Annotated in this window: 12 protein-coding genes; 3 read left to right on the plus strand and 9 right to left on the minus strand. The window is 41.3% G+C overall.

Annotated features, from left to right (window positions below; all coding sequences use genetic code 11):
• Positions 1-48: 48 nt before the first annotated feature.
• Entirely contained in the window at positions 49-1,428 is a 1,380-nt protein-coding gene (gene nox, locus ACT17O_RS07205) for a H2O-forming NADH oxidase (RefSeq protein WP_444817331.1), read from the minus strand.
• Between the two features lie 307 nt (positions 1,429-1,735).
• Here nox and ACT17O_RS07210 point away from each other — a divergent pair, with 307 nt between their 5' ends.
• The 3 genes from ACT17O_RS07210 to ACT17O_RS07220 are packed head-to-tail and all read left to right on the plus strand — an operon-like array spanning position 1,736 to position 4,551.
• Positions 1,736-2,665, plus strand: a complete 930-nt coding sequence (locus tag ACT17O_RS07210; RefSeq protein WP_444817332.1) for an FAD:protein FMN transferase — start codon at positions 1,736-1,738, stop codon at positions 2,663-2,665.
• 18 nt (positions 2,666-2,683) lie between these two features.
• On the plus strand, positions 2,684-3,289 hold the full coding sequence (locus tag ACT17O_RS07215) for an NADPH-dependent FMN reductase (RefSeq protein ID WP_000915930.1): 606 nt from the start codon (positions 2,684-2,686) through the stop codon (positions 3,287-3,289).
• 17 nt (positions 3,290-3,306) lie between these two features.
• Positions 3,307-4,551, plus strand: coding sequence for an NAD(P)H-dependent oxidoreductase (locus ACT17O_RS07220; RefSeq protein WP_084946274.1), 1,245 nt, complete (start codon positions 3,307-3,309; stop codon positions 4,549-4,551).
• An 82-nt stretch (positions 4,552-4,633) separates the two neighbouring features.
• Here the strand turns inward: ACT17O_RS07220 and ACT17O_RS07225 are convergent, their stop codons facing one another.
• The 8 genes from ACT17O_RS07225 to bgaA all read right to left on the minus strand — a co-directional run bounded on the left by ACT17O_RS07225 (position 4,634) and on the right by bgaA (position 24,641).
• On the minus strand, positions 4,634-4,891 hold the full coding sequence (locus tag ACT17O_RS07225; RefSeq protein ID WP_000371291.1) for a DUF896 family protein: 258 nt from the start codon (positions 4,889-4,891) through the stop codon (positions 4,634-4,636).
• 41 nt (positions 4,892-4,932) lie between these two features.
• The gene (gene glyS / locus ACT17O_RS07230; protein ID WP_033629993.1) at positions 4,933-6,969 is read right to left on the minus strand and encodes a glycine--tRNA ligase subunit beta; all 2,037 of its coding nucleotides are present in this window, start codon (positions 6,967-6,969) and stop codon (positions 4,933-4,935) included.
• Positions 6,970-7,180: 211 nt separating this feature from the next.
• Positions 7,181-8,098 carry a glycine--tRNA ligase subunit alpha gene (glyQ, locus tag ACT17O_RS07235; RefSeq protein WP_000038733.1) on the minus strand — a complete coding sequence of 306 codons (918 nt, stop codon included), beginning with the start codon at positions 8,096-8,098 and terminating at the stop codon, positions 7,181-7,183.
• Positions 8,099-8,116: 18 nt separating this feature from the next.
• On the minus strand, positions 8,117-8,878 hold the full coding sequence (locus ACT17O_RS07240; protein ID WP_033629994.1) for an elongation factor Tu: 762 nt from the start codon (positions 8,876-8,878) through the stop codon (positions 8,117-8,119).
• Between the two features lie 273 nt (positions 8,879-9,151).
• Entirely contained in the window at positions 9,152-9,994 is an 843-nt protein-coding gene (locus ACT17O_RS07245) for an aldo/keto reductase (RefSeq protein ID WP_444817333.1), read from the minus strand.
• Positions 9,995-10,075: 81 nt separating this feature from the next.
• Positions 10,076-11,467, minus strand: coding sequence for a peptidoglycan-N-acetylglucosamine deacetylase PgdA (gene pgdA / locus ACT17O_RS07250; RefSeq protein WP_444817334.1), 1,392 nt, complete (start codon positions 11,465-11,467; stop codon positions 10,076-10,078).
• 605 nt (positions 11,468-12,072) lie between these two features.
• Complete coding sequence (locus ACT17O_RS07255; RefSeq protein WP_444817335.1) at positions 12,073-17,211, minus strand: SpaA isopeptide-forming pilin-related protein; 5,139 nt, start codon at positions 17,209-17,211, stop codon at positions 12,073-12,075.
• A gap of 452 nt (positions 17,212-17,663) precedes the next feature.
• Positions 17,664-24,641, minus strand: coding sequence for an LPXTG-anchored adhesin/beta-galactosidase BgaA (gene bgaA, locus ACT17O_RS07260; protein ID WP_444817336.1), 6,978 nt, complete (start codon positions 24,639-24,641; stop codon positions 17,664-17,666).
• Positions 24,642-24,653 lie beyond the last annotated feature (12 nt).

Raw genomic sequence — 24,653 nt, forward strand, 5'->3', positions numbered from 1 at the left:
CTAAAAAACTATCTGACCTTAACCTAAGGCCAGATAGCTCATCAAATTTTATTTTTCAGCTGTAAGTGCAGCCATTGTGATGTAGTTGTATGGTTTGTTAAAGTGTGGCAAGAAGAATAGGTCTGTCAAGGCCAATTTATCGATTATTACATGCTCTTGGATAGCAAGTGAGAACATGTGGATTCCCATACTGATAGCAGCATCATGTGAAACCATTTGTGCACCAAGGATTTCGCGACTGTCTTTGTCAAAGACAATCTTGATGGCAACTTCGTGGTTGTCATGTTTGATAAATTCTGGTTTTTGAAGATCGTTAAATCCAGTTTCAGTTGCATTATAGCCTGCAGCTTTGGCTTTTTCAAGAGTCAAACCAGTTGAAACCATGTGAAGACCGTAGATTGAAATACCGTTTGATCCTTGAACTCCAATTCCTTCCAATTCATGTCCACAAGCGTTATAAGCACCAACGATACCAGTACGTACAGCGTTTGAAGCAAGAGCGATGTAGCTTGTATCTTTACGTGCATTGTCATAAACAGTTGCACAGTCACCAACAGCGTATACACCTGGGATAGATGTTTCTTGTTTCTTATCTACAAGAAAGGCACCGTTACGGAAGAGTTCAATCTTACCGTCAGCAAGAGCTGTGTTTGGACGGAAACCAACAGCAAGAACTACCATATCTACATCAAATGTTTCTTTGTCTGTTACCAAGCGTTCAACTTTTCCATCACCTTGGATGGCTTTAACTGTTTGACCAAGAGCCAAGCGGATGTTGTGGTCTTCCAAGTTCTTCGCCATCATTTGAGTGAAGTCTTTATCATAGTAGCCGTTCAAGACAGTGTCTACGATATCTACAAGCACAACTTCTTTTCCAAGACGCTCGAAAGCTTCGGCAAGTTCTACACCAATGTAACCACCACCAACAACGGCAATACGCTCAAGGTGTTTGCTCTTGTCTTCAAGTTTTTCAATAACTTCTTCAGCGTTTTGGTACAATTTAACAAATTGTACATTTTCAAGAGTTGCTTTGAATTCGCGGTTACCCTTAACGATTTCAACACCTTCGATTGGAGGCAAGATTGGAGTTGAACCAGTTGCAAAGATCAATTTATCATAAGACTCTTTGTGCTCTTTTCCTTCAACTTCTGCAGTCACAACTTTGTTATCGTAGTCAATTGAAAGAACTGGTGAGTTCATGTAAACTTTAGCACCTTTTGCTTCCAATTTTTCTTTATCAGAGTAGAAGAGACCTTCTGGGCCATCAATTTGTTCCCCGATCCAAAGCGCCATTCCACAACCAAGGAATGAAATATTTGAGTTTTGGTCAAATACTACGATTTCGTTCTCATGTCCGAAGTTGTCCAACATCGTATTAATACAAGCTGTACCAGCGTGGTTAGCACCAACTACAACGATTTTACTCATAGAAAAATTCCTACCTTTAATTTTTGATTTACCTTTCTAGTATACCATTTACTGTTAGCGTTTACAAGGCATTTGCTCAGAATTCTCTTTTTTTCAGAAAAAAATACACTTAACATTGATAAATCCAATTTTTCTATTGCTTTCATATTAGTTTTGAGCATATTTCTTGACTTTTTGTCAAAATTCATTTGTGAAAACGCTGACTTTATGATATGCTAGATACATGGAAAGAAAATGTAAGGGGTTTAATTTTTCTTTAACAACCTTATATCGAATGATTTCCTATAAAGAGAAAGGAGCTGGTAGCTTGCCTCTTCATTCACGTTCTGAACGGCTAATGGGAACAACTATCACGATTTCATTAGTAGATGAACAGGCTGATTGCCTACTTCAAGGAGCCTTTGATTTGCTCAAGGAACTCGAATACCGCTTTAACGCCAACAGTCAAAAATCCGAACTGATGGAAATCAACTACCAGGCTGGAATTGCACCTGTCAAGGTCCATCCTGACTTATTTGAACTGATTGCTCTTGGGTTAGAACATAGTCTAGCTCCATCTAGCCATCTCAATATCAGTATTGGCCCCTTGATTCAAACCTGGCGAATCGGCTTTTCAGATGCCCGACTCCCAGAGCTAAACGAAATCGAAGCTGTCTTGCCTCTAGTTGACCCCCATTTTATCAAATTAGATCCCTCTGGCTCTACTGTATTTTTAGAGAAAAAGGGAATGAAGCTTGATTTAGGTTGTTTAGCCAAGGGCTATAGTGCAGATAAGGTTGCCCAGTATTTGAAAGAACACGGTGTCACCTCTGCCTTGATCAATCTCGGAGGAAATATCCTCACCATCGGGAATAACCAAGCCAAAGAAGGGAAAGCCTGGCAGATTGGGATTCAAGATCCGCGAAATCCTCGTGGCAATCATCTCCTAACTATCCCTGCTTCTAACAAATCCGTTGTCACTTCAGGTATCTACGAACGCCACCTGACAGTAGATGGAAAAGACTATCACCATATCTTTGATAGTGAGACAGGATTTCCTGTCGAAACTGATCTTGCTAGCCTAACGATTGTCTCTGATAAATCCGTTGATGGTGAGATTTGGACTACACGCCTTTTCGGAGAGCGAAGCGCTTCTATCCTCTGGCAAGTCGAAAGTATAGATGGTATTGAAGCCATCCTCATCGACAAAGAAGGACGCCTTGCATGTTCTTCAGGCCTTCAAAATTGTATTATGTAAAAAGAGAAAGGAAATCTCATGCTAAAACTTATTGCCATTGTTGGAACGAACTCTAAACGTTCTACAAACCGCCAATTGCTCCAATACATGCAAAAACACTTTGCTGATAAAGCTGAAATTGAACTTGTTGAAATCAAGGATATCCCTGTTTTCAACAAACCTGCAGATAAACTTCTTCCCGCTGAAATTCTTGAAATTGCAGCTAAAATTGAAGAAGCTGATGGTGTCATTATCGGTACTCCTGAGTACGACCACTCTATCCCTGCAGTTTTGATGAGCGCTCTTGCTTGGCTATCTTACGGTATCTACCCACTTTTGAATAAACCAATCATGATCACTGGTGCTTCTTACGGTACACTTGGTTCATCTCGTGCCCAATTGCAACTTCGTCAAATCTTGAATGCTCCTGAAATCAAGGCAAATGTTCTTCCAGATGAATTCTTGCTCTCACACTCTCTTCAAGCATTTAACCCAAGTGGTGACTTGGTTGACCTTGATGTCATCAAGAAATTGGATGCCATCTTTGATGACTTCCGTATCTTTGTGAAAATTACTGAGAAATTGCGCAATGCGCAAGAATTGCTTCGCAAAGATGCAGAAGAATTTGACTGGGAAAATTTGTAAGATAGGAGACCGAAAGAATGAAATTTGTTGGACTTGTTGGATCAAACTACGATCAATCATATAACCGCAAACTCTTGGAATTTATCCGTCGCAATTTCAAATTTAAATTTGAATTAGAAGTTCTTGAAATCGACGAAGTTCCAATGTTTAACCAAGACGAAAAATGGGACGAAAGTTTCCAATTGCGATTCTTGTACAACAAGATTACACGTGCTGATGGTGTCATTATCGCAACTCCTGAGCACAACCACACTATCTCAGCTTCACTCAAATCTGTACTTGAATGGCTTTCATACGAAGTTCATCCATTTGAAAACAAGCCTGTTATGATTGTGGGTGCATCATACTATGACCAAGGAACATCACGTGCCCAAGTTCACCTTCGTAAGATTCTTGATGCTCCAGGAGTTAACGCCTACACGCTTCCAGGTAACGAATTCCTTCTTGGTAAAGCCAAAGAAGCTTTTGATAACAATGGAAACATCACCAACGAAGGAACTGTTAAATTCCTTGAAACATGCTTAGATAACTTTGTTAAATACGTAGGAGTCGTTTCGAAATTGAAAAAACCAAAACCGATCGAACCAGAAGACTTGGATTGTGGAAGACCAATTGCTACAACCATTACAGAAGTTGACCCTGATGATCCAGAATGGGTAGAAAAAGTTGCAGCAATCACTGGTGCTGTTTCTGGTGATACCTATGTCAAATTGGACCACGGTATCCTTACAGTTAACCAAATCGACATGTTCTTGAAAGCTATGCCATTTGAATTGACATACGCTGACGACAACAACCAATTCCTCTACTACAACAACGCTCACCAAGATCCAGACACCATGTTTGCTAAACGTGTACCACCTCAATCAGGTAGCCGTATGTCGACTGTTCATGGATCCCTCCCACCAGCACGTATGAAGAACGTAGAGTGGGTTATCGGAACACTTCGCAACGGAAACCAAGAATACGTCCGTACGATCGTTCCAGGTTCTCCTGCAGGTGTCATCAACACCCACAACTACCAAGCAATGTACTATCCTGATGGATCATACGCTGGTATCAATGAAATCGTCTTTAACTTCCAACCATGGCTTGACTGGTACCTAAAAGAGACTGGTCAACGTTTGGTGGGTGGTAGCGGACCATTTGCTCCTGCAGCTGGAGGTCATGGAGACGCCGATGCTACTTCTGGCGCTTCTGATTCAGGTGATGCTGGAGGCCACGGTGGTGACGCTGACGCTACATCTGGCGCAAGTAACTAAGAAACCAAAAAGGAGCCAAATGGCTCCTTTTTTTATTACAACAGAAAAGGGGCTTGTAAATCATCTACAAGCCCCTTTCATTTTATGAGTTAGGATCATCTAAACTACGGCCGTGTAAACCTTTTTCACGTTGTACTTGGCGTAGTTTTTCTGGTGTGACGTCATTTCCTTCCTCGTCCACAATTTTGATTCCTTCAATGTGGTGACGAACAGATCGACGATAGCCTTCGATGTACTCCTCACGAAGTTTAGCTTGTTCCACTTTTTCAGCAGAAGTTAAGCCTTCTGTTTTTTTCTTTTTGGCAAGCTCGTTGATACGAGCGATTTTTTTCGGATCCATTTCTTCTCCTTTGTGATAAGATACAGTCCGTTTGACTGAGTTTATTTAGTATTAATTTGGTTGAAACGTGCAAGTTTAGCTGCTTTCTTGGTTAATTGCGACAAGATAGCCAAGCGATTTTGTCGGACAGTCTGATCTTCAGCCATTACCATGGTATTTTCAAAGAAAGCATCAATAACTGGGCTAAGCGTAAAGAGTTGTTCTAATTGCTGACTTGCAGACCCTGACAAAACGAGTGATTCTACGGCTTCTGCCAAGGCTTTCTCTTCTTCATTCTCAAAGAGAGCAGGATCAACAGTATCAGTTCCTTCGGCTTTTTCAGCCAAGTTGAAAGCACGAGAGAGGGATTCGACAGATGGTTTGAAGTCTTCTTTCTTGCTTGCTTCGACAAGAGCACTTGCTACTTCCAGCATATCTGCCACAACAAAGTTTGAACTTGCAAGAACTGCTTCCTTGATATCTTTTGGAGTAGAACCCATCATCTTATCAACACGAGCCTTAATAAAGTCCATAACCTCTGCTTTATTTTCATAAGTCAAGCTGTCAAATTTCAAAGCATAAAGGCTATCGATCAGCTCATCCATAGCAATGTGCCAACCAAAAGTATCCAAGATACGAACTACACCTTGCGTCGCACGACGAAGGGCATAAGGGTCATTAGAACCTGAAGGAATCAAGCCTACTGAGAAGAAACTCAAAATCGTATCCAATTTGTCTGCAATGGCTAGAATGGCTCCTACCTTACTCTCTGGAAGTTCTCCTTCGGCTGATGTAGGCATGTAGTGTTCACGAATAGCAGCCGCAACTGCTGGAGTTTCTCCAGCAAGAAGAGCATATTTCTCTCCCATAATTCCTTGGAGTTCGTCAAATTCACCAACCATACCCGTCAACAAGTCAAACTTGTAAATGGCTGCTGCACGAGCTAGATCAACCGTTTCATCCACTGACAAACCAGCCTTTTCTGCCAAGAGAATGGCAATCTGCCCTGTACGAATCATGTGTTCACGAAGAGAACCAATCTTTTCGTGGAAGGTGACATTGTTTAATTTTTCGACTAGGTCAGAAATAACCAATTTTTGGTCTTCACGCCAGAAGAATTCTCCGTCTTCCAAGCGAGCTACCAAAACTTTTTCATTTCCCTTGATGACATTTTCCAAATGCTCTGCGTTTCCGTTACGAACAGAAATGAAGTTTGGCAAGAGTTTACCTTCTTGATCACGAACAACAAAGTAGCGTTGGTGTTCCTTCATCGAAGTCACCAAGACTTCTTCTGGAACTTCAAGGTATTTGGCATCAAAACTTCCCATAAAGGCAGTTGGGTATTCAACCAAGTTCAAGACTTCATTAAGCAAGTCAGCATCAATTTCGATACGTACGCCTTGTTCAGCTTCGATTGCTTTGATTTGGTCAACAATCATTTGCTCACGTTCACGTGGATCCGCGATTACAAACTGTTCACGAAGGTCTTCTTCATAGCTCAATGCTGACTGAATATTGGTTTCTTGTCCCAAGAAACGATGGCCACGACTCACACGACCGCCCTTGATATCAAGGAAATCCAAATCAAACTCTTGCTCGTCCAAGAGAACTGTCAAAGTGTGTACAGGGCGGATATATTCAAAAGTGTTGTTAGCCCAGTGCATGCTGACAGGGAAAGTTAGTGACTTCAAGACGTCTACTACACCTGGAACAATGGCTTCAACTGGTTGCCCCACTTCTTCCTTGGTAACATAGACATATTCTTCACCCTTGATTTCACGGAATTCAATATCTTCAACTGTCAAGCCTTTCCCACGGACAAATCCTTGAGCTGCTTTGGTGAAGTTTCCATCACTATCCAAGGCAATTTTCTTTGCTGGTCCCTTGAAATCTTCTGTCAAATCAGACTGTTTGTCTGCAAGTCCAGTCATACGAACAGCCAACCGACGTGGTGTTGAGAAGGTTTGAATGGCTTCAAAAGACAGGCGATTTTCCTTGAGGAAGGCTGCCATTTTTTCACCTAGTTGTTTTTCACTTGGAGTTACTACGTAGGCTGGTAACTCTTCAAGACCGAGTTCTACTAATAAGTTTTTTGTCATGTTTTTTCTCCGAAAAGTATCTTTTTATTTTCCAGTTTGCCTTATGTGATTGGCACGCAAGCAACCAACTTCGTTGTTTCATTTCTAAAATTGGAGCCGAAAGTCTCCAATTTTGCCTAGTATCCTTAGCTTCACTAAGGATACCTTCATCACTGCGGCAACTGGATCAAGGCTCACTCTGTTCGCCCATTTTCGTAAACCGTCACTCTCTTTATTCTGCGTCTTCTGCTAGAAGTTTAGCTCGTGTTGCTTCATCCAAAAGTGGGTAGCCTAGGCGTTTGCGTTCTGCAACAAAGGTTTTGGCTACGACACGGGCCAAGTTGCGGATACGAGCGATATAGCCTGCACGCTCCGTTACGGAAACGGCACCACGCGCATCAAGCAGATTAAAGGTGTGTGAACATTTGAGAACATAGTCATAAGCAGGGTGAACCAAGCCTTCTTCTAATGCACGACCAGCTTCCTTTTCAAACTTATCAAAGTTTTCCAGCAACATTTCTTGGTCCGAAATTTCAAATGAATATTTTGAGTGCTCATACTCAGGCTGGATAAAGATTTCTCCGTATTTTACACCATCAGCCCACTCGATATCATAGACAGAGTCTACTTCTTGGATGTAAGAAGCCAAACGTTCCAAACCATAGGTAACTTCCGCAGTCACAGGGCCAGTTGCCAATCCACCAACTTGTTGGAAATAAGTGAACTGAGTGATTTCCATTCCATCAAGCCAAACTTCCCAACCGAGACCAGCTGAACCAGTCGATGGATTTTCCCAGTTATCTTCAACGAAGCGGATATCGTGTTCCAAAGGATTGATACCCAATTTTTCCAAAGACTCAAGGTAAAGTTCCTGGATATTTGATGGAGAAGGCTTCATAACCACCTGAAATTGGTGGTGTTGGTAGAGACGGTTAGGGTTTTCCCCGTAACGACCGTCAGCAGGACGACGTGATGGCTCTACATAAGCCGCATTCCATGGCTCAGGCCCAATAGCACGAAGGAAAGTGTAAGGACTCATTGTACCTGCACCTTTTTCATTATCATAAGCCTGCATCAGCATACAACCTTGGTCATTCCAAAATTGTTGCAAAGTCAAAATAATTTCTTGAAATGTTAATTTCTTAGACATTGTTTACTCCTTTAGTTTTTATATTTCTTTTTCAATTAATTTCTGCTGAACAAACCAATTTAACAAGGGAAGAGTTTTATCTGTGTTTGCCCATAGATGATAAGAATCGAAGACCGCTTGTACACTACCTAGATTTTCTACCAACTTATCTACTGTCAAAAAACTACGCCAGTATTCGTAAAAAATACTTGCATAGTTCTTATCATAAGTAGAGGAACCAAAATCATTCAATGAATGCCAACCATACTTCTTCTGATAAAGTTCTACGAGAGATTGATTACAAATTTTTTCCGCTTGAAATTCCTCTTCTGTCAAGAAATACTTGCGACTAATATATTCAACCATCCCTTCTTCAAACCAGATGTAAGAGTCGTAACCATCAAAATCATCTGAAAAATGCTCCGACCAATGAGCTAACTCATGTCCTACAATCTGTAAGAGGAAATTTTCAGATAAAGAATGATAGTGACTTTCTATTGCTTGAGTTTGCTGAGAACACTCGTAGTCCATCAACTGATACAAATACAGCTCTTTCCAAACAGTTAAATCAGGCATCATAACCATTCGTCTATTATTTGTATAGGCAGGAACAGGAATTTCCCTAATAATCTGTGTAGCAGCATTAAAATCTGACCAAATGATGGCTTGCGGTAAATCGTAGACTGCAAGTTCATTCTTTAAAAAAGATTGATAAGCCTCCAACTTTTCAGTATTTCTTAATACAAAATTACGAAATGCAACTAGTTGGCTATCATCTTTTACAAGATAAAGATTATCCACGACTCTCCTTTCTTTTACACACATAGGCTGAATAAACAAAAGAACCGCATCCGACAATCCTAGGTTGATTTAACCTAGGGGCGTCAGAAACGCGGTTCCACCCTAATTTATTACTTCATTGTTTTTAAAAATACGACAGAAAGCGCCAGTTTCTTATTTTGTCCTACTTGGCTCCCACTATCCCAAGCTCGCTTAAAGAACGCCATAAGACTTTCTTTCTTGTTGATTATTATATCAGAAAGAGAGAAAATTTACAATTCTTTTTCTTACTTTCTAAAAATCCATCTCATCCACACGAGGTGCACCAGAAGTCACTGAGATAGTCTTTAGGACCTCTCGCTCTTCTTTGCTGAGTTCAATCCCAAAACAGTCAAGATTGCTTTGGATGCGAGAGGCTGTTACTGACTTAGGTAACGGTAAAAACTCTTCTGCCAAACTCCAAGCCAAGGCGATTTGAGCCACTGATTTCCCATGCTTAGCAGCAATTTCTTGGACTTCTTTCTTATCAAACAACTCTCCTTGCCCAAATGGTCCCCAAGCCTCTAAGAGAATTCCTTTCTCTTTACAGTAGTCAACCACTTCCTCTTGATAAACTCCTGGTGCCAAGCGTATCTGATTGACTGCCGGGATGATTCTTGCTGTCTCAAGCAAGGCTTCCAAATGATGAGGAAGGAAATTACTAACGCCGATAGCACGGATTTTTCCTTCTTGGTAAAGGTCCTCCATAGCTCTCCAGACTTCAGCATTGCGAGTTTTCCATTCGTCATTTTCTCTTAAAGGTTTTGGATTTGGCCAATGGATAAGGTACAAATCTAGATAATCCAATCCCAGTTTTTCCATTGATTCTTCAAATGCTTGGCAAGCTTCATCATAGCTGTGATTAGTATTCCAGAGTTTGGTCGTTACAAAAATTTCTTGTCTTGGAATACCGCTATCTCGAATAGCACGACCAACACTTTCCTCATTTTTATAGATAGCTGCAGTATCGATATGTCGATAACCATCCTTTAAGGCTTCTAAAACGGCTTGGTAGGCTACCTCTCCATTTTCAGCTTTCCATGTTCCAAATCCTAGTACAGGAATTGAAACTCCATTATTAAGGGTGTAAGATTTCATCGTTTTTCCTTTCTATGTGAAGAAAATCTAAAGAAACAAAATCCTGATTATCAGAACACTTGCTCCTTTAGATTTTAACAATTATTGATCACGATCGTAATAGATCTCGTGAGCTTTTAAGCGAGAATTGAGCAATTCAGGAACGGTCACAAATGTATACCCTTCACCCTTTAGATACTCAATGACACTTGGTAGAGAATTAACTGAAGGACCATGGATATCATGCATGAGGATGATAGAACCATTGCGAACCTGACGTTGAATCTCTGTCAAAATGGCTGTCTCATTTTTACTCTTCCAGTCCAAACTATCCACATCCCACATGATGAAGCTTAAATCAAGGCCATTTCGAATATCATCAGTGATGGCACCATAAGGTGGGCGCATCAGTTTAGAGCTTGATCCTAAAACTTGAGTTAACAAATCTTCTGTATCAGTGATTTGCTTTTTAGCGTCTTCGAGCGAAAGTTGTGAAAGAACGGGATGACTCCAGCTGTGGTTTCCTACAACATGACCTTCTGATTTCATTCGTTTTAGAAGATTTTCATTACCTGCAATGTTTTTACCAAGTACAAAGAAGGTTGCTTTTACACCATATTTAGCTAAAGTATCCAAAGCCTGTGTGGTTGTAGTTGGATTTGGACCATCGTCAAAGGTCAAGGCTACAACCTTTTTATTTTTCTTAGCAAAGTATGCTTGGTAAAGTTCAGCATCCTTTTCTAATAGATAAGAAGACTCAATGACATCAAAGAAACTGGATATTGGTAAAGCAATTTCCTCAACAGTCTCTCCAGCATTAGCAGGATAAAGGATGATTTGACTATCCTTATAATCAAAGCTCCAAGATGTCAATTCTTGGTCTGTGAAGCTCTTTATAACTTGATCAATTTTTGCCTGGTCAAGTTTTTTATCTTCTAGAGTTGATTTGATTTGACTCAGTAAAAGTTCCTTAGCCTTACTTGCATCTTTGAAGAGTTTACTGAGGTCAAAAGCTTTCCCATCTTCAGTCAAGAAAATTTTCCCTAAGGAAGTCTTTTCTTTTTCTTCAACCTTTGATGCAGACAAATCGTAGACTTGCTTGCTGATATTACGAGCAACAACTCCCTTTAAGACAGGATCCAACTGCTCGGTATAATAAAAGACCAAGTCCTCTTTATCTTCCAGCTTTTCTTTGATATCCTGGTTGATTTTTTCTCTAACAGACGCAATGACTTCCTCTCCTTGTAGAGGATAGTAGGCAATCACCTCAGCTTGACCTTTTCGAAAATGGTCCTTCTGACTACCTGAGTTGAATTGCTGGTCCTTTTCGCTCTTCAGCGCTTCAATTTTTTGTTCGTAAGATTGTTTTTGTAGTAGCTTATAACCAATAGCACTCCCTAATAGAATCGTAGCAATTCCTAAGATTCCAACAAGGGAAAGCAATAGCCTTCTCGTTTTATCGTGAGAAACACGTTTCGCTCTATTTTTTTTCATATTTCCATCATATCAAATCGAGACTATTATTTCAATGATAAACAGGGTTTCTGTCTTTTTTAAAAAAAGTTTCATAAAATCCTGTGATGAAAAGCAACAAAACAATTCATAAGAAAGAATCTTATGAATTTAGTAGAACTTATTATTTTTTTATATAACCAAAGAATTGTAAAGCTATCGATTTCGTCGTTCAACTTTTCACATACATATGACCAATAAAAAGATTCTTTACAATCTTTTAATCTATGGTTCAGATTTAAAACACCACTGTAATCTCTATAAATTCCTGTTTTTTCATTTTTAAGAGAAACAATCCAATCATTCTTTGTGTTAATACTATCTTTTTAACTGTTTTTAAAGACAGTAACAAGATTATTAATACAATGAAATTTCCCTACTTACCTAAATGAAAAATTAAAGACTAATAACAGCTTCCTCAAAGTTATCAAGCGTAACTCTTTTAACTTCTATAATTTTGAAAATTTTAAAAATAGAATTCTTATCACTTTGCATATCAAAAAAGAGAGGACCAAATGATCCTCTCCAAGATATGACTCTTTTTGACCTACTTCAATTTGCACTGTACCTTTTGCTACTAAATGAGATTAGTCTTCTTTTCTTCGTTTAGTTGCTACAAGACCTGCACCTAAAGCTAGAAGAGCTAAACCTGCTGCTAATGCAGCTTGTCCAGATTCACTTCCAGTGTTTGGTAGGTTAGGATTTTCTGGTTCAGTTTGGTCCGTTACTACTAACTTACCATCCTTAAACTCAACCTGATTTCCACTAGCATTTACCACTGTTACAGTTCCGTCGTAGTTAACTTGGAATGTAATATCTGTTACTGCTAAGTATCCAGTTGGAGCGGCCTCTTCATGGAAAGTATATACTCCCGGAGTCAAATCAAGTACATGTGATTGATTGGCTTTTGAAGTCCATTCAGCCACAAGTGTTCCTGCAACCTTCTTACCGCGGAAAATTTGGATTTTAGCTCCCGCGATTTCTGTACCACCAAGGTTAACTTTACTGAAAGTAATAGCTTTTGGACTATCATCGTCTTTATCCGTTACTGTAACAGTTGAGCCGTTGGTTACAACTTTGTTTTCTTCACCCTTAGAGTCTTTCTCACCAACGTTTGTCACTTCCACTGTGCCGTCAGTTTTGACTTGGAAAGTGATGTCGGTTACTTTGAGGTATCCGGTTGGAGCTGCTTCCTCATGGAAGGTGTAAGTGCCTGGAGCCAAGTTGAGATCTTTAGACTTACCAGCTTCAGATGTCCAGCTTTCTACGGCTGTGCCTTCTGCCTTATCGCCCTTGTAGATCTTGATTTGAGCTCCTGCAATTTCTGTACCACCAAGGTTAACTTTACTGAAAGTAATAGCTTTTGGACTATCATCGTCTTTATCCGTTACTGTAACAGTTGAGCCGTTGGTTACGACTTTGTTTTTTTCACCCTTAGAGTCTTTCTCACCAACGTTGGTCACTTCCACTGTGCCGTCAGTTTTCACTTTGAAAGTGATATCCGTTACTTTGAGGTATCCGGTTGGGGCTGCTTCCTCATGGAAGGTGTAAGTACCTGGGGCCAAGCTCAATTCTTTAGACTTACCAGCTTCTGAAGTCCAGCTTTCTACAGCTGTGCCTTCTGCCTTGTCGCCCTTGTAGATCTTGATTTGAGCACCTGCGATTTCTGTACCACCAAGGTTAACCTTACTAAAGGTAATCGTACGTGGACTGTCATCATCTTTATCCGTTACTGTAACAGTTGAGCCGTTGGTTACGACCTTGTTCTCTTCACCCTTAGAGTCTTTCTCACCAACATTGGTCACTTCCACTGTTCCGTCATGTTTGACTTGGAAAGTGATATCCGTTACTTTGAGGTATCCGGTTGGGGCTGCTTCCTCATGGAAGGTGTAAGTGCCTGGAGCCAAGTTGAGATCTTTAGACTTACCAGCTTCGGAAGTCCAGCTTTCTACAGCTGTGCCTTCTGCCTTGTCGCCCTTGTAGATCTTGATTTGAGCACCTGCGATTTCTGTACCACCAAGGTTAACCTTACTAAAGGTAATCGTACGTGGACTGTCATCATCTTTATCCGTTACTGTAACAGTTGAGCCGTTGGTTACGACCTTGTTCTCTTCACCCTTAGAGTCTTTCTCACCAACATTGGTCACTTCCACTGTGCCGTCATGTTTGACTTGGAAAGTGATGTCCGTTACTTTGAGGTAACCGGTTGGAGCGGCTTCCTCATGGAAGGTGTAAGTGCCTGGAGCCAAGTTGAGATCTTTAGACTTACCAGCTTCGGAAGTCCAGCTTTCTACGGCTGTACCTTCTGCCTTGTCGCCCTTGTAGATCTTGATTTGAGCACCTGCGATTTCTGTACCACCAAGGTTAACCTTACTAAAGGTAATCGTACGTGGACTGTCATCATCTTTATCCGTTACTGTAACAGTTGAGCCGTTGGTTACGACCTTGTTCTCTTCACCTTTAGAGTCTTTTTCACCAACATTTGTCACTTCCACTGTGCCATCATGTTTGACTTGGAAAGTGATGTCCGTTACTTTGAGGTATCCAGTTGGGGCTGCTTCCTCATGGAAGGTGTAAGTACCTGGAGCCAAGTTGAGATCTTTAGACTTACCAACTTCTGAAGTCCAGCTTTCTACGGCTGTGCCTTCTGCCTTGTCGCCCTTGTAGATCTTGATTTGAGCGCCTGCGATTTCTGTTCCACCAAGGCTAACCTTGCTAAAGGTAATCTTACGTGGAAGGTCATCATCTTTATCAGTTACAGTTACAGTTGAACCGTTTGTGGCAACTTTGTTTTCTTCACCTTTAGAGTCTTTTTCACCAACATTTGTCACTTCCACTGTGCCATCATGTTTGACTTGGAAAGTGATGTCGGTTACTTTGAGGTATCCGGTTGGAGCTGCTTCCTCATGGAAGGTGTAAGTGCCTGGAGCCAAGTTGAGATCTTTAGACTTACCAGCTTCAGATGTCCAGCTTTCTACGGCTGTACCTTCTGCCTTGTCGCCCTTGTAGATCTTGATTTGAGCACCTGCGATTTCTGTACCACCAAGGTTAACTTTACTGAAAGTAATAGCTTTTGGACTATCATCGTCTTTATCCGTTACTGTAACAGTTGAGCCGTTGGTTACAACTTTGTTTTTTTCACCCTTAGAGTCTTTCTCACCAACGTTGGTCACTTCCACTGTTCCGTCAGTTTTGACTTGGAAAGTGATATCCGTTACTTTGAGGTATCCGGTTGGGGCTGCTTCCTCATGGAAGGTGTAAGTGCCTGGAACCAAGTTGAGATCTTTAGACTTACCAGCTTCAGATGTCCAGCTTTCTACGGCTGTGCCTTCTGCCTTATCGCCCTTGTAGATCTTGATTTGAGCTCCTGCAATTTCTGTACCACCAAGGTTAACTTTACTGAAAGTAATAGCTTTTGGACTATCATCGTCTTTATCCGTTACTGTAACAGTTGAGCCGTTGGTTACGACTTTGTTTTTTTCACCCTTAGAGTCTTTCTCACCAACGTTGGTCACTTCCACTGTGCCGTCAGTTTTCACTTTGAAAGTGATATCCGTTACTTTGAGGTATCCGGTTGGGGCTGCTTCCTCATGGAAGGTGTAAGTGCCTGGAGCCAAGTTGAGATCTTTAGACTTACCAGCTTCGGAAGTCCAGCTTTCTACAGCTGTGCCTTCTGCCTTGTCGCCCTTGTAGATCTTGATTTGAGCACCTGCGATTTCTGTACCACCAAGGTTAACCTTACTAAAGGTAATCGTACGTGGACTGTCATCATCTTTATCCGTTACTGTAACAGTTGAGCCGTTGGTTACGACCTTGTTCTCTTCACCCTTAGAGTCTTTCTCACCAACATTGGTCACTTCCACTGTTCCGTCATGTTTGACTTGGAAAGTGATATCCGTTACTTTGAGGTAGCCTGTTGGGGCTGCTTCCTCATGGAAGGTGTAAGTGCCTGGAGCCAAGTTGAGATCTTTAGACTTACCAGCTTCGGAAGTCCAGCTCTCTACAGCTGTGCCTTCTGCCTTGTCGCCCTTGTAGATCTTAATCTGTGCACCCGCGATTTCATTTCCTCCAAGATTGACTTTACTGAAGGTAATCGCCTTTGGAGTTGTATCCTCTTTGTCAGTGATTGACAAAACAGAACCAGTTGTTACGACAGTATCTGTTGTACCTTTTTTGACAATTGTAATAGAACCATCAGCATTGACCGTGAAGGTAACATCATCAACATACTGATACCCATCTGGAGCATAAGACTCTGTTAGAGTGTAGGTACCAGGAGCTAATTTAATCACCTTAGAAGTATTAGCTTCTGTTGTCCAGTCTGCTACAGGTGGAGCTTCCGGTCTTACACGATCTCCGCTGTAGATTTTAAGTTCGGCACCTGGGATTTCTTTCCCATTTGGATCCACCTTTTTGAAAGTAATCTCTTTTTCAGTTGGTGTCTTCGGAGGTGTCTTCTTATTTTCAATTCGACGTTCTACAGATTTATCTGAGCCAAACTCATCTGGAGAAATTTTAATATCTTCAGTTAGTTTGTCATAGCCAAAAGGAGCCGTTACTTCCCGAATTGTATAGTTGTCTCGCAACAATTTACCTACACTAGCGTTACCATCAGAATCTGTTGTCAATCGTCCAACAACAGCTTGGTTTCGATCACGAATCACTTCAAAAACTGCACCTTGCAATGGTTGGCCTGCTTCGTCTACCTTATGAATTTTAATGGTGAAAACATATCCTTCCGCAACACCACCTGCAATCTGGTAGGTACGTGTGCTGGTTGATTGTTCATTCTCACTACCATTGTAGCTCATGTTGGCTACGTTTGTGATTTCCTCACCATCAACTAAATCATAATTTGCTTTAGCTTGATATTCAATCATATAACCAAAACCATTAGTGTCTCCTAAAGGAAGGGTAAAACCATCACCATTCGCATTTACTACTAGTTGGTTTTTAAAGGTTTCGGTCATATCCTGAGCATTGGACCATTTCCAGTCTCCGTTATTCCAGCTCCAATCTACTTTATAAATACGAAAAGTATCTTGCAGGAATGTCATATTTGGAGATGAGAAGTCATCTTTGATAGTGACATTACTATAATCAGCCATATTTCGGTTTACAGTAATATTGTAACGAATTACATTGTTAGGATCTCCTCCCTGTTGAAATGAACTCTTTTCGATTTTCGAGTCATATTTTCCTGGAGGGCCATTATACCGAACTTTCCCTGCAGGTAGCACTTTACTTCCTACAGTAATATTAACATCGATGTCTCTGGCTTCAGTCACCACACTATGGTCAATTCTCACATAGACAAAAAATTTACCACGTACACCTGATTTATTCTCTACGAAATCAGTGTAAGTGAGCGTAATCGTTTTGCTAGTTGCGTCTAAACGACCTGTAGCTACAAGGTTATTAGAGGCATCCCGTAGTTCAATGTCTGATGAATTAGCAAAAGCAATTTCAGATGGTAACTGAAGTGTTGTTGTGTCACCTTCACGTACCGTATTATCTGGCAACTCAAAATTGGCAGTAAGACGAAAATCTTGCCAAATATCCAATCCTTGCGTTAATGCTTCACCAGATTTGTTCTCAACACCAACACTAGTGATCACATCATTATACTCTGTCGCATGTACTTGCGTCAGAGGGGCAAATGATTGGAGAATAACTCCCAAACAAAGAATAAGGATCTGAATCCAAGATCTTATTTTCTTGTTCATTTAATCTTCCTTTCTTATAATATTCAGTTGTAAATGTACAATGTAATAGTAAACTAAATGATTGTCCCCAACTAATCACCATTTCCCTTTTTCAAGTAAAAATTTATAGCTACATTACTTTCACATTTTATCATACTATTTAAAAAAAGGCTAGAAACATCAAACATTTTTTTAAATTTATTTTACTATTTAAAATTCGTATTTTCTTATCGAATTCCCCATCAATTTATTGTATCGTTTTCTCCTATCATCGAAACAAAATCTGGTATATTTTACCGCTATTTTTTAAAAAATAAGTTCACCTTGTTTTCGATACCAGATAGTGTTTTTATCATTTTGGTTATCTGATTTCATAAACGTTAAATTGCTCTAGAGAGAATGCTTCTACCTATTAAAAAGACCAGGTTTCCCTGGTCTTTCTGAGATACAATTAGAAGAAATACTGATTCATTCTAGTCTTCTTTTTTGCCTTTAGTGGCCACTAATCCTGCACTCAAACCAAGAAGAGCTAAACCTGCTGCTACTGCTACATGGCTTGCTGCACTTCCTGTATTTGGCAACTGCTCTTTTTGAGCTTGATTAGCTTTACTTGAAGCAATTTCTTTTGTATCTGCTTTTTCTGATACTTGTGGTTTTGTTGCTTCTTGAGGTACTGGTTTGGTCGTTTCACCAGCTGTACCGACTTCTACGATGCGATCCTGAGCTATAACTTTATCATAGCTTTCTTTTTCAGTTCGCTTACCATTTTCAACTTCGATTAAGTGAACACGGATACCTTTTTGACCTTCTTGGAGAACACGAGTTTGACCCGCTGGAAGCTTATCATTCTTTTGTTCCTGAACCTTGAAATCAATTGTTTCTTCTTCGATTACAAGTTCTGGTCTGTTAAGGACTAGGTTCTTCACTTCATCTTCTGGAAGGGAGGTTCCTGGTTTAGTTCCAACCAAGACGATGCGGTCTGTCGGAGTCTCTACCACTTCACGGAGTTTTTCTTCCTTACTTCCACTAGGGTTAACCGCTGTGAAGATCCGTTCCTTATCAACTTTTCCTTCTTGTTCTACACGAGTTTCACCTAGATACAGTCTTGAATCCTTTTTCTCAACTGTCTTATAGGCCAAATCTTTTTCAACAAATTCGAGTTTTGGAAGTTCCTCCTGTACAGCAGCAACAGTCTTCTCAGAAACTGGTTTTTCCTTAGTTAAGTGGATATGGTATTCCTTGACTTGTTTTCCACTTTCTGAAACAAGGCGAACAAGTACTGGAAGGCTATCGTCTCCGCTATCTACAACTGTTGAAGCTACCTGATTACTTTCTTCGACTGAGACTTTTGGACGTTGACCTTTATAGGTGATTTGGTAGTCTTGACGATCTTCAGCGAAGTCAGGAAGCTCTTTTCCATCTAAAAGAATTTTTGATTGGGTACTTTCTTGAGGCAATTCACTCGGTGCAAGGAAGGTCATTTCAATCATCGCAACACCGCTCTTGTCTGCTTTACGCTCCATACGCCATCTCATGGCTTTGGCTTTGACAGCTTTAAATGTTACGTTGATTTCATCACCAGCTGCGATGTCTTTATCCGCACGATAAGGCACAGCTTCCCAATTTTCTGGATTGTTAAATGGATGAGCTGCATCGTAGGCTTGGTAGTTTGAATAGTAGGTAGGCACTTCAAAATCTGGGCCAATATAGCGTTCCAAAACGAGTTTAGATGGGGCATCTGTACCACTATCTGCAAAGAAGTGAAGTTTGGCTTGCGCTACAGTCCGTTCTACAATCTTACCATTTTCACGGAAGATTACACCTGCTGATACTTCTGGATTAGAAGATGGTGTTGGAGACCAGTTTGTCCAACGACGATTTTCTGAATGATTTCCGTCATTGAGATAGTCCACACGGTCATGGGAGTTTCTATCAATGTCGTTAGTGGCTGAAGCAAAGGCGCGGTTACTATTTTCATCATACTCTGGATTATTTGAAAGAGCTTCACCAAGTTTGTCTGTCACTCGTACAGTGAACTCAGCAACAAGATCACTACCAAGGACACGACCTCGAACAGTAAATTGACCTGCTTTTGTCAGATTTTCTGCTGGAACTTCATCCCATTCAACTGCCAAGTCTTTTGTTTCGTAACCGTCTTTACCTGTGAAGTAAACAGGAACCTTAGTTGGCAATTCAAGTGGTTGCCCCACTTGTAGCAAGCGAGCTTGTTTGACCGCGGCAACTGGTTTACGAGAGAGAAAGTCTTTATTGCTTGTAAAGTGTAGACGGTATTCTCCTAGGATGTCGCCATTTTCAGCCTTCGCGATAACACGAACTGGCTCTCCTTCACGAACACTTGGAACTACGGTAGCGAGACCATTGTTGCTAACACTTGCTGTTACTGCAGGAACTTTTCCATCTACAGACTCAAGGTAGTAGTCTGTCAAATCAGGGTTGAAGTTTGCTAAGTCTTTACCGTCAACTTGGATTCTCGTTTGTCCTTGTTTAGCTGCCGCAACTTGTTTCGCAAAAATTTGTACTTCTGTGATAGACGTTCCTTTCTTGCTATCAAGTCGAACCATACGAATGCGAACCGCATAGGTTTCAACCTTGTCAAAGCTGAAATGATTCATTTCTCCAGCTTTTAATTGAGCTGGTGCTTTGAGATTGCTTACCTCTTTCCAGTTTGCAGGATCATTAAAGGCATGGTTTTCCTCACCTACAAAGCTAGGGTTTTTAGGGGCTGTTGGAACGGTCTTACCGACATAATATTCAATCACATAAGACTTCGGTACACCAACTCCGTGGTCTTCGTGGAATCCGACACTTAGATTATCAACTGAACGTTTGCTCAAAATACCTGAATCTCCGAATAGGACACCAACTGAAGCTTCTGGATTAGTACGGTTCCAGTTTGTCCAACGGTTAGCTGGGCGGTCATTAAAGGAAATCAATTTATCGTTGACGTTTGAAACAGGATCAGTTGGATTTGAGTCTGAAGCAAAGGCAAGTGGCAATTCTGAACCGGTCCATTGGTCAGAAATGTTTGCTCCCTTCTCAGTTTGAGCAGATACGCGAACATGAAGTTTAGTTGTTAATTGCGTACCTTCTAGGCGACCATTAACTGTAAAGACACCTTCCTTGGCGTATTGGTCTGGACGAATCGTATCCCATGTAACCTTAGCTGATGAAACGTGACCATTTGAATCGTAGGTACGAACACTTTCTGGTAATTGCGGTGCTTCTGAGATTGGGGTTGTCACACTAACTTCTTCAACTGAAACGATGCCTTCTACAGAGACTTTTGCACGCGCCTCAAGGTCAATACCTTCAACTTTACCTAGAACTTCAAAGGTTTGATAGGAGTCAAGTTTTTCTTTCGGAATAGCTTGCCAAGTGACTTTATGAGTTTTAGGGAAACCTTTGTCATACTCAACCGTTACTGTTGTTGGAAGAGTAGGTTCTTGATGCAAGTCTGTCACTACATTTACTGGGCGTATAGATTGGGCTACTTTTTTCTCAGTATTGGCCTGGATCGTAAGAGCGATTTGACCTGTAGCCCCCTCATATTCTGCTTTGAGAGTGACTGTTCCTGGCTTATGCAGCTCAAGCATTCCTTTACGAACTGCGACTTCCCCTTCACCACTTGTAGAGAAGGTCACTTTATCTGCTGGTAGAACTGCTTGTGTTCCGTCTTGATAGTGTGCAAGGACAGACAATTTCACCGTTTGGTCTTCTTTAAGACCGTCAGCTTGCTCTACTTGTAAGCTCAAGTGGTCAATTTTTGGTGCTTCTTCAAGGAATTGAATTGCATAGGTTTGAAGAGGGCCACCATCTTTTGGTTGAACATAGATGCTTGCACGCATGCCGTTTGCTGCACTTGCTTGGACTACAGTAACATCCGCATTTTCAGCACTTGCTACAACTTCTGGCAAGGATGCACCGTAAGCAAGAGTTCGATATTGCATTGGTTTTTGGCTAGTAAGTCCTATGACAGCTTCACCACCAACCGTTACAGTTGGTACTGCAGGCGCTGCAGCTTCGCCTTCTTCTACTACAAGGGTAGCATGAATGGTTTCGCCAGCTAATTGACCAGTCATTTGTATACGTGATCCTGCGACTGAAAGTTTGGCTTTATCTGCCTCCGCAATCTCCCACTTATCAACTTCGTATTCTTGAATGCTTCCATCTGTTACTGCGATAGAAACGTATTTGTCAACAGCGCTCAAGTCTGTTCCTGGAGCAACACGCTTAATAGTTGGAAGCTCATTTGCGATTGCTAGAATTTCGACACGGGCCTCAACTTCGCGTCCGTCTGCCATACCTTTAACAGTCACAACTCCTGCTTGGCTCACATCAACTGAAGACCAAGTGACTGGACGTTTTTCACGACTGCCATCACTGTATACAAACGGAACAGTGGTAGGCATTTCTGGAGTATCTCCGATAACTGTCTGTACTTTTGGAACCTCTGTACCTAAAACAGTCTTTTCTTGTCCTTCTTTCTTACCTGTGAAGACAGTGACTTGGTCAGATTTCAATAGATCAGAGTGGGCAGTAAGGGTGAATTTACCTGCTTGTTCAGTTGATTTAACAATAGCAACCCCTTTACCGTTAAAGGCTCTGCGTATCCAAGAACCGTCTGGTTGTGCCTTGTAGCGTTCACGACTGGCTTGTTCCCCATTATCAACACCAACCAGTTGACCTTGTCCATGCAATTGGAAACGAACCAAATTATTGGCAGTTGGTACCACATTTCCTTCACTGTCTATGATTTCGTAGTAGATGTAGGTCAAGTCTTTTCCATCGGCTGCGATTGCGTGTTCTTCCTTGACGAGGCGAACACCTGCTGGTTGGCCTGCAGTCGTGATCTTATCACGTGCAATTTCTTTTCCAGCTTCATCGCGAGCTACAGCTTCCAAAGTACCTGGTTGGTAAGCAACCTTCCACTCAAGATAGAGTTCCTTAGCATTGGCACCTTCTTGGTAAGTGCGGCCATCACTAGTTTGTTTCTTGTTGAACTTCTTAACTCCAAGAGATTGACCATTTAAGAACAATTCTACGCTTGCAGCGTTTGAGTAAGCTCGAACTGGAATCTTGCCTTCTGAGTCAGCAACTTTGTCTGCTAATTCTTTGTTTTCCCAGTTCCAGTTAGGAAGAAGGTGTACCATCGGTTTCTTCTTGACAGAAACCCATTGGCTTTGGTAGAGGTAGAAGTCATGTTTTGGAATACTGGCTGTATCTACGATACCAAAATAAGAGCTCTTAACGGGAGTTTGGTTTTGATTGTGCCATGGCGTAGGCTCACCGATATAGTCCGTACCTGTCCAGATAAACTGTCCAGCATAGCCAGCGTTGTCACGGTCAAAGGTCCATGAAGCGGTTGCCGTTTTACCCCAACCAACACGATCATTTCCATAATCGGACTGTTCGTAATTACGCTCAGGCCCGTTACTATGTTTCAATTCCTGTTCAGGGCGATAGTAACTTCCACGTGTACGAGTAGCTGAAGATGTCTCAGAACCGTAAATCAACCAGTTAGGATGTTTTGCACGAAGCGCTTTGTAGTTGTCTTCAGAATAGTTGAATCCAACCGCATCCAGTTCATCAGCAATTTTCTCATGTCCACCACTACCATTACCGAAACGGAACTTATCTGCTCCCATGGTAACGTAACGAGTTTTATCAACATCCTTGATAACTTTGACCAGACGTTTTACAGTTGCTAGAGAGTGGGCATCCCCATTAGCTTCACCGATTTCATTACCAATTGACCACATGAAGATAGCAGGGTTGTTTTTGCCTCTTTCGACCATGGTACGAAGATCGTAGTCAGACCATTTTTCACCTTTTCTTGCTTCTGGGTGAGTGGCATCTTTTTCAAAGAAACGACCATAGTCATAAGGTTTCTTTCCACCATACCAAGTATCAAAGGCCTCTTCCTGAACGAGTAAGCCTAGTTCTGCAGCGATTTGCAAGGTTTGCTCACTAGCAGGGTTGTGGGTTGTACGGATGGAGTTGACCCCCATCTCCTTCATTTGTTTGAGACGACGGTATTCTGCCTTATAGTTTTCTTCTGCTCCAAGAGCTCCGTGGTCATGGTGCAAGGAAACACCATGGAATTTAATGCGTTCACCATTCAAAGAGAAACCTTCATTTGGAGTCCAATGATAGTAACGGTAACCAAACAAATCTTTCTTAGCATCAACCAATTGACCGTCACGGTAAACACGCGTAATCAATTCGTACAAGGCAGGTTTATCATTTAAAACTGTCCAGAGTTTTGGTTGTTCAACTTCTAAAATCGCATCAAGACTTGTTGACTCATGTGCTTTCAAGGTACGGCTTGCTGTACGAACCAAGCCTGTTACAGCCTGACCACCACGTTCAACGATTTGATACTCTGCCACCAATTCATGGTCTTTATCATCTGTATTGACGATTTTGCTGGCTACATGAGTTTCAACCTTACCATGTTGCTGTTGTTCTAGTTTTGGTGTTAAAAAAGTTGTTCCATTTTTTTCAACATGAACCTTATCTGTCACTTGCAAGGTCACATCACGGTAAATACCGCTACCAGAGTACCAACGGCTACTTGGTTGTTTATTGACTGCATGGACAGCAATCACATTCTCACGACCATCTTTGTGGAGGTATTTAGTAATATCGTATGAGAACTGGTTATAACCATTTGGATAATGTCCCACTAACTGGCCATTGACATAGACTTGAGAGTCCATGTAGACACCATCAAAGGTCACTCGAACATTTTTCTTGAGATCTTTTTCATCAAGTTTAAAGGTCTTGCGATACCAAGCTTCTCCACCATTGAGCTGTCCACCCTCGTTTTGGGCAGGTGACTGATGGTCAAAATCGTTAAAGATACTCCAGTCGTGTGGGAGATCCAATTTTTGCCATGTTGATACATCTGCATCTGATTTCACAGCTTCTTTAGGATTCGCATTGAGTTTAAAGTGCCAATTTTGATTAAAATTCACTTTTCTATCTTCAATCATTTGATTCACTTCTTCATTTGTCGCAGCTTTCAAATCTTCCTTGACAGGCTTTTCTTGACTTAAAGCTTGAGATTCTACCTTTGGAGCTGTTTCTTCAAATTTTAGAGATGCTTTCTCCTCTTTTGAAGCTACAGGTTCATCTTCTTTCATCTCTGGTTTGCTTGCTTCAATTGGAGCTACTTGACTTTGGTCGACACTTGCAGCATCCTTGTGCTCTGCTACAGCTTGATTTTCTTTTTCCTCCACTTCCGGACTTTCCTCTTTTGCTTGTTCCACAGTGTGAGTAATCGGAGTTTCATCCGCGAAAACTGATGATTCTCCAATGACACTTCCTCCAAATAGAACCGCACAGGTTCCAATCATGACAGAGCAAGCTCCTACGGCAAACTTACGAATGCTGTAGACTCTTTTACGATTCCAATTGGCTTTTTCCATAAAGTAGCTCCT

The sequence above is a fragment of the Streptococcus sp. HJ1 genome (assembly GCF_052399005.1).
Taxonomy (GTDB): Bacteria; Bacillota; Bacilli; order Lactobacillales; family Streptococcaceae; genus Streptococcus.